Origin of the sequence: Shinella sp. G-2 (assembly GCF_050172695.1) — a bacterium.
GTDB lineage: Bacteria > Pseudomonadota > Alphaproteobacteria > Rhizobiales > Rhizobiaceae > Shinella.
Genome location: NZ_JBBEYH010000001.1, coordinates 713,825 through 726,273, shown reverse-complemented (window position 1 = coordinate 726,273; position 12,449 = coordinate 713,825). Strand labels below are relative to the sequence as shown.

At 67.4% G+C, this 12,449-nt stretch carries 14 protein-coding genes; 7 read left to right on the top strand and 7 right to left on the bottom strand.

The window, feature by feature from the left end; translation table 11 throughout:
- Positions 1–3: 3 nt before the first annotated feature.
- The 6 genes from V8U06_RS03595 to V8U06_RS03570 all read right to left on the bottom strand — a co-directional run bounded on the left by V8U06_RS03595 (position 4) and on the right by V8U06_RS03570 (position 5,339).
- A complete protein-coding gene (locus V8U06_RS03595; RefSeq protein ID WP_427139522.1) occupies positions 4–1,614 on the bottom strand; it encodes an NTP transferase domain-containing protein in 1,611 nt (536 codons plus the stop codon).
- Positions 1,611–2,309, bottom strand: a complete 699-nt coding sequence (locus V8U06_RS03590) for an XdhC family protein (RefSeq protein ID WP_427139521.1) — start codon at positions 2,307–2,309, stop codon at positions 1,611–1,613. Before V8U06_RS03590 ends, V8U06_RS03595 begins: the two co-directional genes overlap by 4 nt.
- Positions 2,309–2,635 carry an XdhC family protein gene (locus tag V8U06_RS03585; protein ID WP_226918888.1) on the bottom strand — a complete coding sequence of 109 codons (327 nt, stop codon included), beginning with the start codon at positions 2,633–2,635 and terminating at the stop codon, positions 2,309–2,311. The genes V8U06_RS03590 and V8U06_RS03585 overlap by 1 nt, the downstream gene beginning before the upstream one ends.
- A gap of 10 nt (positions 2,636–2,645) precedes the next feature.
- Positions 2,646–3,872 carry a vWA domain-containing protein gene (locus V8U06_RS03580; RefSeq protein ID WP_427139520.1) on the bottom strand — a complete coding sequence of 409 codons (1,227 nt, stop codon included), beginning with the start codon at positions 3,870–3,872 and terminating at the stop codon, positions 2,646–2,648.
- Between the two features lie 15 nt (positions 3,873–3,887).
- Positions 3,888–4,763: an AAA family ATPase gene (locus V8U06_RS03575; RefSeq protein WP_427139585.1), complete on the bottom strand. Its 876-nt coding sequence runs from the start codon at positions 4,761–4,763 to the stop codon at positions 3,888–3,890.
- A 78-nt stretch (positions 4,764–4,841) separates the two neighbouring features.
- The gene (locus V8U06_RS03570; RefSeq protein WP_226918886.1) at positions 4,842–5,339 is read right to left on the bottom strand and encodes a flavin reductase family protein; all 498 of its coding nucleotides are present in this window, start codon (positions 5,337–5,339) and stop codon (positions 4,842–4,844) included.
- A gap of 171 nt (positions 5,340–5,510) precedes the next feature.
- Here V8U06_RS03570 and V8U06_RS03565 point away from each other — a divergent pair, with 171 nt between their 5' ends.
- From V8U06_RS03565 to V8U06_RS03535, 7 genes are all read left to right on the top strand, one after another.
- Complete coding sequence (locus V8U06_RS03565; RefSeq protein WP_427139519.1) at positions 5,511–6,689, top strand: ABC transporter substrate-binding protein; 1,179 nt, start codon at positions 5,511–5,513, stop codon at positions 6,687–6,689.
- Positions 6,686–7,690, top strand: coding sequence for a P1 family peptidase (locus V8U06_RS03560; RefSeq protein ID WP_427139518.1), 1,005 nt, complete (start codon positions 6,686–6,688; stop codon positions 7,688–7,690). Before V8U06_RS03565 ends, V8U06_RS03560 begins: the two co-directional genes overlap by 4 nt.
- 66 nt (positions 7,691–7,756) lie before the next feature.
- Entirely contained in the window at positions 7,757–8,434 is a 678-nt protein-coding gene (gene rpe, locus V8U06_RS03555; protein ID WP_226918883.1) for a ribulose-phosphate 3-epimerase, read from the top strand.
- Entirely contained in the window at positions 8,434–9,165 is a 732-nt protein-coding gene (locus V8U06_RS03550; protein WP_427139517.1) for a DUF2259 domain-containing protein, read from the top strand. The genes rpe and V8U06_RS03550 overlap by 1 nt, the downstream gene beginning before the upstream one ends.
- Positions 9,166–9,172: 7 nt before the next feature.
- Entirely contained in the window at positions 9,173–9,682 is a 510-nt protein-coding gene (locus tag V8U06_RS03545) for a hypothetical protein (protein ID WP_427139516.1), read from the top strand.
- A 63-nt stretch (positions 9,683–9,745) separates the two neighbouring features.
- The gene (gene purB, locus V8U06_RS03540) at positions 9,746–11,053 is read left to right on the top strand and encodes an adenylosuccinate lyase (RefSeq protein ID WP_427139515.1); all 1,308 of its coding nucleotides are present in this window, start codon (positions 9,746–9,748) and stop codon (positions 11,051–11,053) included.
- A 112-nt stretch (positions 11,054–11,165) separates the two neighbouring features.
- Entirely contained in the window at positions 11,166–11,402 is a 237-nt protein-coding gene (locus V8U06_RS03535; protein ID WP_226918879.1) for a hypothetical protein, read from the top strand.
- A gap of 88 nt (positions 11,403–11,490) precedes the next feature.
- On the opposite strand, the gene V8U06_RS03530 is transcribed toward V8U06_RS03535, so the two are convergent.
- Positions 11,491–12,291: a DUF2189 domain-containing protein gene (locus tag V8U06_RS03530; RefSeq protein WP_427139514.1), complete on the bottom strand. Its 801-nt coding sequence runs from the start codon at positions 12,289–12,291 to the stop codon at positions 11,491–11,493.
- Positions 12,292–12,449 lie beyond the last annotated feature (158 nt).

Sequence of the window (12,449 nt, the reverse complement as noted above, 5' to 3'; positions counted from 1 at the left end):
ATCCTACCCTTTCAGAATGCCACCGGCGGCAAACACCGCCTCGGGCGTATCGACATCGACATGCGCCGCCGCGCCGATCTCCACGTCCACGATCTCGAGCCCCGCGCTCTCCACGATATGCCGTGCACCGACATCGCCTTCGAGCTGAAGGACCGCGGCGAAGGTGGCGCGCGGCAGCACGACCGGATTGCCCCGCTTGCCGCCCGAGACCGCGCGCACGATTGCATGACCGCCGGCCGCCGCAAAGGCGTCGAGCAGCGTGCGCACGTCGGCGCCGGTGACATGCGGCATGTCCGCCAGCATGACCACGACGCCGTCCGCACCCGGCCCCAGCGCGGCAACGCCTGACCTGAGCGAGGTCGACATGCCCTGCGCATGATCCGGGTTGCGCACGACATCGACCTTGAGGCCGGAAAGTTCCGCCTCGATTTCTTCGGCCCGGTGCCCCGTCACCACGAGCACGCGGGCTGGCCTTGCCGCCAGCGCCGCCTCCGTCGAGCGGCGCACCAGCGCCTCGCCGTCGAAGGCCGCGAGCAGCTTGTGACTGCCGTTCATGCGGCTGGCGCGTCCGGCCGCCAGCACGAGCGCTGCGACGGACAGCGGCCGTTCCGGCTGGCGCAGGTCGCGCGGCTGCGGGCGGCTTGGAATTTCCGCAAGCAGCCCGCCGACGCCCATGCCGGTGACGTCGTGCGGCCCTGGCCTCTCGCCGGCAAAGATGCGCGCAAGAACCCAGTCGAAGCCGTTCTCCCTCGGACTGCGGGCGCAGCCGGGCGCGCCGAGCACCGGCACCGTGCCGAGGCGGCCGAGGACCAGCAGGTTGCCTGGATCGACGGGCATGCCGACATGCTCGACCACGCCGCCCGCGGCGCGGATGGCGGCGGGGATGACGTCGTTCGTATCGGTCACGGCCGAGGCGCCGAAAACGACGACGAGGTCGTTCTCAAGAGCGGTCTTACGAATTGCGTCGGCGAGCCTGTCGGCCCGGTGCGGCACCCGGATCTCCGTGCTCAGCCGGCTGCCCGAGGGACCGAGCCGCTGCTCGAAAAGCCGTCGCGTCTTGTCCATGACGGAAACCTTGAGGGTCGGCAGTTCGGTGGCGACGATGGCGACGCGGTGCGCGACGAAGGGCTTGACCTCCAGCGCCCGGCTTTCCGCCAGCACGGCAGCCGCCTTGCGGGCGAGTTCGCCCGGAACGGCGAGCGGAATGATCTTGACGGTCGCCACCATGTCGCCGGCCGCAACGCTTGCATGATCCGGCAGGGTGGCGAGCGTGATGGCGGGATCCACGCGGTTGAAGCGGTCGATCGCCACACGGTCGGCGACGAAGAGGCCGTTCGCCGCCGCATGCAGGTTGATGCGGCCGGTGGCGGGCGGCGTGAAGGTGAGATGATCGGGCGCGATGGCCGCGGCGATCAGCGCGGCTGCCTCGTCCTCGCCGATATCGCCCGCCTCCAGCCGGACGGCGATGACGCTCGCAACATCCGCCGCCGCCAAGGCCGCCGTATCCTCCGACGTCAGCACATGCCCCTTGTGCAGCGAAAGCCCTTCCGTCCGCACCCCATGCGCCAGCCGCGCGCCGGCCGCGCCGGAAACGGGGATTTCGCCAAAGATCATGGCGTGGCCTCGCACAAGGGCCGGCGGCGCAGATGCTCGATGATGTCGGCAAGAATGGCGACGGCGATCTCCGCCGGATTGGCCGCGCCGATATCAAGACCGATGGGCGCGGAAATGCGGGCGATCTCCGCCTCGCCATGGCCCAGCGCCGTCAGGCGCTCGACGCGCCTTGCATGCGTCTTCCGGCTGCCGAGCGCGCCGACATAGAAACAGCCGGCCGAAAGCGCCTGCGACAGCGGCGCATCGTCGATCTTCGGATCGTGCGTGACGGCGACGAGCGCCGTATAGGCATCGAGCGGCCGCGTCTTCAGCACGTCCTCCGGCCAGTCGGCGACGAGATCGATGCCGGCAAAGCGTTCTTCCGTGGCAAAGGCGGTGCGCGGGTCGATGATCGCCACATCGAAGCCGGCGACCGCAGCCATCTGCGCCAGCGCCTGGCTGATATGCACCGCGCCGATCACGACGATACGGGCGGGCGGCAGGTGCACGTTGAGGAAGAACTTGCGGTCCTCCACCTCGACGATGGCGGATTTGCCGGAGCGGAAGGCACTGGCAATGGCCTCGCCCAGTGGCCCCGCGACGGGATCGCCCTCGCGGATGACCCGGTCGCGGCCGTCGCCGAGATCGGTCAGGTGAAGGACGGCGCGGCGGGCGGCGCGCTCCCGGTTCAGTTTGCGCAGCAGGTAAGGATCCATCAGCCGAGCCGCTCCACATAGACGCGAATGCGCCCGCCGCAGGAAAGACCGACGCGCCAGGCCGTCTCGTCGGCAACGCCGAATTCCAGGAGACGCGGTTCGCCGTCGCCGATCACCTCCATCGCCTCGCCGATGACGGCGCCCTCCACGCAGCCGCCCGAGACGGAGCCATGGAAATTGCCCTCGCCGTCGATGACCAGGTGGCTGCCGACCGGGCGCGGCGCCGAGCCCCAGGTCTCGATCACGGTGGCGAGCGCCACCATGCGTCCGTCGTCCATCCAGCGCTCCGCGATGGTCAGCGGGTCGAGCACGTCCTTCGTCTCCATCCTCTCCTCCTCATGCCGCCGGCAGGACGCGCCGCGGGTCGCCGCCGCGCCGTGCTTCGCCGGAAAGCGCCGCCACGAGATCCGCCATGGCCTCCAGATTGTGCACCGGCCGCAGCGCATCGACATGCGGCAGCATCGCCCGCACGCCCCGCGCCCGCGCCTCGAAGCCCTCGAAGCGCAACAGCGGATTGAGCCAGATAAGCTGCCGGCAGGAGCGGTGCAGCCGGTCCATTTCCGTATCGAGCAGGTCTATGCCCTCGCGCTCAAGCCCGTCGGTGATGAGCAGCACGACGGCGCCCTGCCCCAGCACGCGGCGCGACCAGAGCCGGTTGAAATCGCGCAGCGTCTCGCCGATACGCGTGCCGCCCGACCAGTCGCTGACCGCCTCGCCGCAGGCCTCCACGGCAAGATCCGGATCGCGATGGCGCATCTGGCGGGTGACATTGGTGAGGCGCGTGCCGAACAGGAAGGCGTGCACGCGGCGGCGATGTCCGCCCAGCGCATGCAAGAAATGCAGGAAGATGCGTGTGTACTGGCTCATCGAGCCCGAGATATCGGCCAGCACGACGAGCGGCGGATGCACGGTCCTCGATGCGCGGTGGCGCGGCAGGATCAGTGCGCCGCCGGTGCGCATGGCCTGGCGCATCGTGGCGCGGGCGTCGATGGCGACGGGCCGGTTGCTGCGGCGGAAGCGGCGCGTGCGCACCTCGTCCACCGGCAGGACGAGATTGGCGATGGCCCGCTTGGCGGCAGCGAGTTCGGCAACGGTCATCTGTGCGAAATCGGTCTTGCGCAGGCGCTCGCTGCCCGAGACGGTGAAGCGGGCGTCGATCTCTATTTCGGGCTCCTCGCGCAGGGGGCGGCGATCTTCCCGCTCGCCGAACAGCGCATCGGAGACGCGCGTCTCCCCCGCCTTGCGCTTCTCGTGCTCCTCCTGCCGCCGCACGACCGGCGACATCAGTGCGATCATCTTGCCGACGAGATCGCGGCTGCGCCAGAAGAGGCGAAAGGCCTCGTCGAAGACTTCGGTATCCTCGTGGCGCTTGACGAGCGTCGCATAGAGCGCGGTGTAGAATTCCTCGCGCTCGCCGATGCCGATGGCCTGCACCGCCTCGATGGCATCCGTCACGGAGGCGGGGCCAAGGCGCAGCCCGGCCTTGCGCAGCACGCGGGCGAAATGCACGATATTGTCGGCAAGCCGCCCATCGGTAGCGGCATCAGGCCCCTTGCTGTCCATCGCCGCCGCCATCGCTCAGCCCGCCGCCGCCAGTCCGGCCTTCACGTCGTCGAGCAGCTTGCGACCCTCCGCGCCCTCGATGCGGGCAATGTCGTCCTGATACTTCAGCAGCGTGCCGAGCGTGTCGGAGACGGTTTCCGGATCCAGCGCCACGCGGTCGAGCTCCGTCAGCGCCGTCGCCCAGTCGATGGTTTCGGCGACGCCGGGATTCTTGAAGAGGTCGCGCTTGCGCAGTTGCTGCACATAGTCGACGATCTGCCGCGACAGCGTCTCGTTGCAGCCGGGCACCTTGCGGCGGATGATCTCCAGCTCCTGCGCGGCCGCGGGGTAATCGACCCAGTGATAGAGGCAGCGCCGCTTGAGCGCGTCATGCACCTCGCGCGTGCGGTTCGTGGTGATGATGACGATGGGTGGTTCGGCCGCGCGGATCGTGCCGAGTTCCGGCACCGTCACCTGAAAATCGGACAGCACCTCCAGCAGGAAGGCTTCGAAGGCTTCGTCGGTGCGGTCGAGCTCGTCGATGAGGAAGACGGGTGCACGGCCATCCGGCGCGCAGAGCGCCTGCAACACCGGGCGGCGGATCAGGTAGCGTTCGGAAAAGATGTCCGCCTCGATGCGCCCGCGATCCGTGGTGCCAGCCGCCTCCGCAAGGCGGATTTCCAGCATCTGCGCGGGATAGTTCCACTCATAGACCGCCGAGGAAATGTCGAGGCCTTCGTAGCATTGCAGGCGGATCAGCGGCCGGTCGAGCGCCGATGCCAGCACCTTGGCGATCTCCGTCTTGCCGACGCCCGCCTCACCCTCCAGGAAGAGCGGCCGCTTCATGCGCAGCGACAGGAACAGCACGGTCGCCAGCGAACGCCCGGCAAGATAGTTGCCGGACGACAGCATTTCGACGGTTTCATCGATCGATTGCGGGAGTTGTCCGCTTTGATAGGCCACGCCGTTCCTCCAGTCCCGGAGGTGAACTTATAGCGTGCGGTAGCCCCGGTCCATATAGACAAGCGCCGGCCTGTGCTCTCCGATGGACACGCCCATCACCTCGCCGATCAGCACCATATGCGTCGCCATGACCTTGAACTCGACAAGGCGGCAGTCGAAGGCGGCAAGCGCGCCCTTGAGCACGGGCGCGCCCGTCACCAGGTCCTGCCAGTCGCCCATGGCGAAACGCTCCTCCGCCGTCAGCGACGGGTCGCGGCCGGAAAAGGCATTGGCGAGATCGATCTGGTCGGCGGCGAGCGTGTTCAGCGCGAAGCGGCCGCTCTTCTCGAAAATCGCGTTCTTCGGATTGGAAGCGTTGACGCAGGCGAGCACCATGGCCGGATTGTCCGACACCGAGCAGGCGGCGGTGATCGTCACGCCGCGCTTTTCGCCCTCATGTGCGGTCGTCACGATCTGCACATGGCCGGCGTAGCGGCTCATGGCATCGCGGTAGAGCGAAGCATCCACCAACAATCTGTCCAACACGGCATTCTCCTTTGTCACATCAGATACATGGCGAAAGTGAAGAAAAATGTAACCCCCGAAGTCGAATTTTCCTGTCCTGCCAGAGACAAAGGCGATTTGGTGAAGAGAATTCTCTTTGACGCCCGAAGCCCGATCCTTACAAAGGGCCTGATCGCGATCCATGGATTGAACATGAAGACCGCCCTTACTGTCAGCCTCTTCGGCGCCCTGAAGCGTTACCGCCTTTCTGCGGAACGCGAAAACGTTTCCGCCGATGGTTTTTACCCGATTGCGAACGCGAGACCTTTGCGGGCGCTTGCCGGAATTGCCCTGATCCTTGCCGCCTCCCCGGCGGCGGCGGCCGGCCTCACCTTCGCCGTCGTCGCCCCGAAGGAGGGTCCGCTTGCCATTCTCGGCCAGCAGGTGCGCGACGGCGCGCGTTTTGCGGCCGAGGCGAACGGCGACACGGTGGTGGAGATCGCAGAAGCCTGCGACGAGACCGATGGCGAAGGCATCGCCAAGGAGATTCTTGCCGCCGATGCCACCGCCGCGATCGGCTTCCTCTGCACGGAGGGGCTTGCCGCCGCCCTGCCGGCGCTCGCCGAGGCGAAGGTGCCGGCGATCACGCTTTCCGTGCGCTCGGGCATCCTGATGGAAGACGCGTTGAAGAAGAAATGGCCGCTCTTCCGCCTCGCCCCCGGGCCGAAGGCCGAGGCCGACAAGGCGGTCGAGGTCATCACCCGTGACTGGAAATCCGAACCCTTCGCCCTTATCGACGACGGCACGATCCATGCGCGCGAACTGGTGGAGACGGTGCGGCTGCGGCTGGAGGAGGTCGGCATGAAGGCCGCCTTCGTCGATACGTTCCGCCCGGCGCAGGAGCAGCAATTGTCCCTCGTGCGCCGTCTTGCCAAGACGGGGGCGACGCGGGTCTTCGTCGGCGGCGATCGCACCGACGCCGCCATCATCGCCCGCGACGCCAGGGCCGAGAAGCTGCCGCTTGGCCTCATTGGCGGCGAGGCGCTGATGGGCGCCGATCCGCAGGTGCCGATGACCGACGGCGTGGAGGCCATCGCCCTGCCCGACTACCAGACGCTGCCGGAGGGGCAAGCCACCGCCGCGGCGATGAAGGAAAAGCAAATCGTGGCGGAGGGCTACGTGCTGCCCGCCCATGCGGCGGTGACGGCGCTGACCGCCGCCGCGGCCAAGGGCGGCGATCTTGCGGACGCGCTTGCCGGCGCAAGCTTCGCCACGGCCATCGGCCCGGTCGCTTTCGGGGCCGACCACGAGCTTGGCGAAAACCCCTACCGCCTGCTCGTCTGGCGCGCCGGCGCGTTCGTACCGGCCGAAACCGCGGCGGAAGGCGAATGACCAGGCCCGGCCCGAAAAATCTTCTCACCGACGTGGCCGGCCTTGCGGTCGGCAACGCCACGGACCACGCCCTTCGCTCCGGCGTGACGGTGGTTCTGTGCGAGACGCCAGCGACCGCGGCGGTGCAGGTGCTGGGCGGCGCGCCCGGCACGCGGGAGACGGATCTGCTGGAACCGCACAACACGGTGCAGACGGTCGATGCCGTGGTGCTCGCGGGCGGCTCGGCCTTCGGGCTGGATGCCGCCTCCGGCGTGCAGGCGGGCCTGCGCGAAGCGGGGCGCGGCTTTGCCGTCGGCCCCCACCGCGTGCCCATCGTTCCCGCCGCCATCCTCTTCGACCTGATGAACGGCGGCGACAAGGACTGGGGCCTCTACCCGCCCTACCGCGAGCTCGGTTACGCGGCGCTGGCGGATGCCGGCGCGGATTTCGAGACCGGCAGCGTCGGGGCCGGCACCGGCGCGCTGACCGCCACCCTCAAGGGCGGCCTCGGCTCGGCCTCCAGCATTCTCGATAACGGCTTTACGGTCGGCGCGCTGGTCGCGGTCAATGCGCTCGGCTCGGCGACGGTGGGCGACACGCGGCATTTCTGGGCCGCGCCCTTCGAGGAAGACGGCGAATTCGGCGGGCTCGGTCTGCCCGCGCCCTTCCCGGCGGACGCCCGCCTGCCGCGCACGAAACTTTCCGCGTGGCCGACCGGCACGGAAAACACCACTATCGCCGTCATCGCCACCGACGCGGTGCTGAGCAAGGCCGAGGCCAAGCGTCTCGCCATTGCCGCCCATGACGGTTTTGCCCGCGCCCTCTGGCCGGCGCACACGCCGCTCGACGGCGATCTCGTCTTCGCGCTCGCCACGGGCGCAAGCGGCCGGACGCCGGCGCCGGAGGATTTCATCGCCCTTTGCGCCAGCGCCGCCGCCACCATGGCCCGCGCCATCGCGCGCGGCGTGCACGATGCCAGGACGATGCCGGGCGATGCGCTGCCGAGCTGGTCGACGGGCTAAATCGCCCGTTGTTCCTCCCTTGCGGGAATGGTAAGGCCACGCCAGATTTTTCCCACGGAGCCTGACATGACCCATCCCATCCGGATCGCGCCCTCCATCCTCGCCTCGGATTATTCCAAGCTCGGCCAGGAAGTGCGCGACGTCGTCGCAGCCGGGGCGGACTGGATCCACCTCGACATCATGGACGGCCATTTCGTGCCGAACATTTCCTATGGCCCCGATGTCATCAAGGCGCTGCGCCCGCATACCGACGCCTTCTTCGACTGCCACCTGATGATTTCACCGGCCGATCCCTATCTCGAAGCCTTCGCCAAGGCCGGCTGCGACGGCATCACGGTGCATGCCGAGGCCGGCCCGCATCTCGACCGCTCGCTGCAGGCGATCCGCGCGCTCGGCAAGCGCGCCGGCGTGTCGCTCAACCCGGCCACCTCGGAAAGCGTGCTCGACTACCTGCTCGACAAGATCGACCTCGTCCTCATCATGACCGTCAATCCCGGCTTCGGCGGCCAGAAGTTCATTCCGGCCATGCAGGAAAAGATCCGCCGCGTGCGGTCCATGATCGGCGACCGGCCGATCGAGATCGAGGTCGACGGCGGCATCGCCATCGACACGATCGCCATGCCGGCCGCGGCCGGCGCGAATGTCTTCGTCGCGGGCTCGGCCATCTTCGGTGGCGGCCATGTTGACGCCTATCGCAAAACCATCGACACTCTGCGCAGCAATGCGGAGGGAGCGCGGGCCTGATGAGCGTGCGGACAGCGGCAATCGCCCTTGCGGCGTCCTTCCTGGCAACGGCAGGCGCCTCGGCAGGCGATTTCTCGACCTTCCAGTCCCTCGGCTTCTCGCCGGACGGCAAGGTCTACGCCTTCGAGGAATTCGGCGTCCAGGACGGCTCCGGCTTTCCCTATTCCACCGTCTATTTCATCGACACGGAAAAGGACGCCTATCTTGCCGGCACGCCGATCCGCGTGCGTATCGACAGCGAGGACGCGGGCCTGGACAAGGCCCGGGCCGACAGCTTCGGCAAGGCGAAGGCGCTGTTCGACAAGCACAAGGTGCTCGCCAATCCCGGCGTGCTCGCCGCCTTCAACCCGATGGGCGAAGTCGGCGCGGACCGCAAGCGCATCGAATATCTCCAGCACGCCGTCGAGCCGGTGCCGGGCGGCAGCTATGCGCTGGCGCTCGACGAGATCGCGCTGGATCTTTCGGACAAGTGCCGGGACATCACGCCCGACGGCGGCAAGGGCTTTCGCCTGAAGCTCGTCAGGCGTGACGGCGCGGCGGCGGATACGCTCCTCCATGAGGACAAGCGCGTGCCGGAAAGCCGCAACTGCCCCCTCTCCTACCAGATTTCCGGCGCCGTGACCTTCAACCCGCTCGGTGCCGATCCGGTCCATGTCGCGCTGGTCCTGGTGCGCAGCTTCGGCTTCGAGGGTGCGGACGGCCGCTGGATCGCCGTGCCCTTCCGGCCCTGACATGGGCATGGCTGCGGGCGGCGCGGTGCCGGGCGGCAGGCAGGCGCCCATCCTGCCGGCCCTGCCGCTTTTTCTCGGCGGCGCCGCAGGCTGGGGCCTTCTCATGGCGGCCTGCGCCTTCGTCTCGCTCTGGGCGCAAGGCCGCACGCAATCCTTCCATCTCGAGAAAATCCTCGCCGTGTATTGCACCGGCGGTGTCCTCGCCTGGCTCTGCGCCCTGCCGTTGGCGCGGTTCCTCACGCGCCGTCGCGGCATCGAGACCCGCTTCGCCGCCCATTTCGTCCTGCTCAGCCTCGGCACCGTGACGCTCACGGCCTTCGTCTTCGCCATGGACTACCGGCTGTTCTACGCGCAATGGCATCAGCCCTTCGGCACGCGCATCTGGCTGCTGCAATTCCTCTTCACCTCGGCGGGCGCCGCCTACCAGTTCCTCGTCATGGGTCTTGGCCTCTATCTGCCCGCCGGCCTGCCGGTGCTGGCCGGCGTCAGTTTGTGGCTTGCCAAGTCCATGCGTTGAGCTTGCCGGCCATCTTTGCTAAAGCGGCGGCAATTCCCACCTCTGAGAGAAAGCCTGGAGCCGATGATCCCCCGTTATTCCCGACCGGACATGGTCGCGATCTGGTCGCCTGAAACGAAGTTCCGCATCTGGTTCGAGATCGAGGCCCATGCCTGCGACGCGCTGGCCGATCTCGGCGTGATCCCGAAATCCGCGGCTGAAACCATCTGGGAAAAGGGCGGCAAGGCCGAATTCGACGTCGCCCGCATCGACGAGATCGAAGCCGTCACCAAGCACGACGTCATCGCCTTCCTGACGCACCTGGCCGAATTCGTCGGCCCGGACAGCCGCTTCGTCCACCAGGGCATGACCTCCTCCGACGTGCTCGACACGACTTTCAACATCCAGCTCGTGCGCGCCGCCGACATCCTGATCGCCGGCATGGACCGCGTGCTGGCGGCCCTCAAGACCCGCGCCTTCGAGCACAAGGACACGATCCGCATCGGCCGCAGCCACGGCATCCACGCCGAGCCGACGACGATGGGCCTGACGCTCGCCCGCTTCTATGCCGAGATGGACCGCGGCCGCGCCCGCCTCCTCGCCGCCCGCGCGGAAATCGCCACCGGCGCGATCTCCGGCGCCGTCGGCACCTTCGCCAATATCGATCCGCGCGTGGAAGAGCATGTCTGCGCCAAGCTCGGCCTCGTGCCGGAGCCGGTCTCCACGCAGGTCATCCCGCGCGACCGCCATGCGATGTTCTTCGCCACCCTCGGCGTCATCGCGTCGTCCATCGAGAACGTCGCCATCGAAATCCGCCACATGCAGCGCACGGAAGTCCTGGAAGCCGAAGAGTTCTTCTCGCCCGGCCAGAAGGGCTCCTCCGCCATGCCGCACAAGCGCAACCCCGTGCTGACCGAAAACCTGACCGGCCTTGCCCGCCTCGTACGCATGGCCGTCACGCCCGCCATGGAGAACGTGGCGCTCTGGCACGAGCGCGACATCTCCCATTCCAGCGTCGAGCGCGGCATCGGCCCGGACACGACGATCACCCTCGACTTCGCGCTGAACCGCCTTGCCGGTGTCATCGAGAAGCTGGTGATCTATCCGGAGAACATGCTGAAGAACCTCAACAAGTTCCGCGGCCTCGTTCATTCGCAGCGCGTCCTGCTGGCTCTCACGCAGGCCGGCACGTCCCGCGAGGATGCCTACCGCCTCGTCCAGCGCAACGCCATGAAGGTCTGGGAACAGGGCAAGGACTTCCTGGAGGAGCTGCTGGCGGACGGTGAAGTGCGCGCCGCCCTTTCGGAAGAGCAGATCCGCGAGAAATTCGACCTCGGCTACCACACCAAGCACGTCGACACGATCTTCCGCCGCGTCTTCGGCTCCGTCTGATCGACACGTCCGATCGATACCAGAATTGGCCGGCGAAACCCTTTCGCCGGCCTCCACCTCCGACTAGACTTTGCCTTGCGTGCAATGCCGCACGCCTTGCCGGAGGTCGAACATGAGGTTCCTTGCTGCCGCCCTTCTTGCCGCCGTATCCCTTGCCGGAACGGCCGAGGCGCAAACACCGCAATCCATCGTTGAGCTGCTGAAGGCCGACTACGACATCATCAACGTGTCGCCGGTTTCCGAAAGCTATGCCGTGTTCCTCGAGAAGGACAATACGGTGATCATCTGCCAGATGAGCTTCAAGGACGGCGCCTTCTCCACCGACAAGTGCTACCCGCTGGCGAAGTGATGGCGGCGATGGCGCCAGTGGCGCCATCGCTCCCCTCTGACGGGCGGTCCTGCGCCTTCCTCCTAGCGCGCGCCGCCCGCGGAACCGCTCACCGCGCGTCGACGACGAGCTTGCGGTAAAGATGCCATGTCGCATGGCCGAGAATCGGCATGATCACGGCAAGGCCGACGAAGATCGGAATGGTGCCGACGATCAGCAATGCCGCGACGATGAGGCCCCAGCAGGCGATCGGCAGCGGATTGATCAACGTGGCGCGCAGCGATGTCTCGATGGCGGCAACGGCGCCGACATCCCGGTCGAGCAGCATCGGAAAGGCGACGACCGTCGTTGCGAGCACGACGAGCGCGAAGCAGAAGCCGATGGCATTGCCCGCCAGCATCAGCAGCACACCGTTTTCCGAACTGAAGATGCCGGCGATGAAAAGCGCCAGCGACTGCGGCGGCTCCGCCCCGAAGAGGCTGGTATAGAGCGTCTGGGCGAAGACGAGCCAGGCGACGAACAGCGCCATCAGCATGGCACCGACCGCGAGGATGGAGGGCAGCGCCGGCGAATGGCGCACCTCCAGCGCGTGCCGCCAGGACGCATCCATGCCGCGCTCGCGCCGCCGGCTGATCTCGTAGAGGCCGAGGGCGAAGAAGGGACCGAGCAGCGCGAAGCCGGCGATCAGCGGAAAGATCAGCGGCAGCATGTTTGCCCCGGAGCTCCAGGTGACAAGCACGACGCCCGCGATCGGGTAGATGAGGCTGAGAAACACGTAGTGGGACGGTTTGGCGCGGAAGTCCTCGAAGCCGAGGGCGAGCGCATCCCACACGTCGGAAAGGCCGATCCGCCGGATCGCCGGGCGGGCCACCATGTCATCGGGGCCTGCCATCACATGAAAAGTCGCCATGACGCTTTCTCCTTGCCGGTTCCAGAACCGTCACGGCGCGCGTGGAGGGCGATTGTCCGCCGCCACGGCGGGCCGTGGATGGGCATTGAAAGACGGGGAATCATACGCCTTTCGCGCCGATTTGTCCCACCCTCTTGACTTCAGGACTTCGTGAACGC

Bases quoted from the DNA above. Each gene is read 5' to 3' on its own strand.
- V8U06_RS03580 (WP_427139520.1), bottom strand. From the start codon at position 3,872: ATGGACAGCAAGGGGCCTGATGCCGCTACCGATGGGCGGCTTGCCGAC.
- V8U06_RS03565 (WP_427139519.1), top strand. From the start codon at position 5,511: ATGAAGACCGCCCTTACTGTCAGCCTCTTCGGCGCCCTGAAGCGTTAC.
- rpe (WP_226918883.1), top strand. From the start codon at position 7,757: ATGACCCATCCCATCCGGATCGCGCCCTCCATCCTCGCCTCGGATTAT.
- V8U06_RS03595 (WP_427139522.1), bottom strand. From the start codon at position 1,614: ATGATCTTTGGCGAAATCCCCGTTTCCGGCGCGGCCGGCGCGCGGCTG.
- purB (WP_427139515.1), top strand. From the start codon at position 9,746: ATGATCCCCCGTTATTCCCGACCGGACATGGTCGCGATCTGGTCGCCT.
- V8U06_RS03545 (WP_427139516.1), top strand. From the start codon at position 9,173: ATGGCTGCGGGCGGCGCGGTGCCGGGCGGCAGGCAGGCGCCCATCCTG.
- V8U06_RS03590 (WP_427139521.1), bottom strand. From the start codon at position 2,309: ATGGATCCTTACCTGCTGCGCAAACTGAACCGGGAGCGCGCCGCCCGC.
- V8U06_RS03550 (WP_427139517.1), top strand. From the start codon at position 8,434: ATGAGCGTGCGGACAGCGGCAATCGCCCTTGCGGCGTCCTTCCTGGCA.
- V8U06_RS03560 (WP_427139518.1), top strand. From the start codon at position 6,686: ATGACCAGGCCCGGCCCGAAAAATCTTCTCACCGACGTGGCCGGCCTT.
- V8U06_RS03575 (WP_427139585.1), bottom strand. From the start codon at position 4,763: ATGCTGTCGTCCGGCAACTATCTTGCCGGGCGTTCGCTGGCGACCGTG.
- V8U06_RS03585 (WP_226918888.1), bottom strand. From the start codon at position 2,635: ATGGAGACGAAGGACGTGCTCGACCCGCTGACCATCGCGGAGCGCTGG.
- V8U06_RS03530 (WP_427139514.1), bottom strand. From the start codon at position 12,291: ATGGCGACTTTTCATGTGATGGCAGGCCCCGATGACATGGTGGCCCGC.
- V8U06_RS03535 (WP_226918879.1), top strand. From the start codon at position 11,166: ATGAGGTTCCTTGCTGCCGCCCTTCTTGCCGCCGTATCCCTTGCCGGA.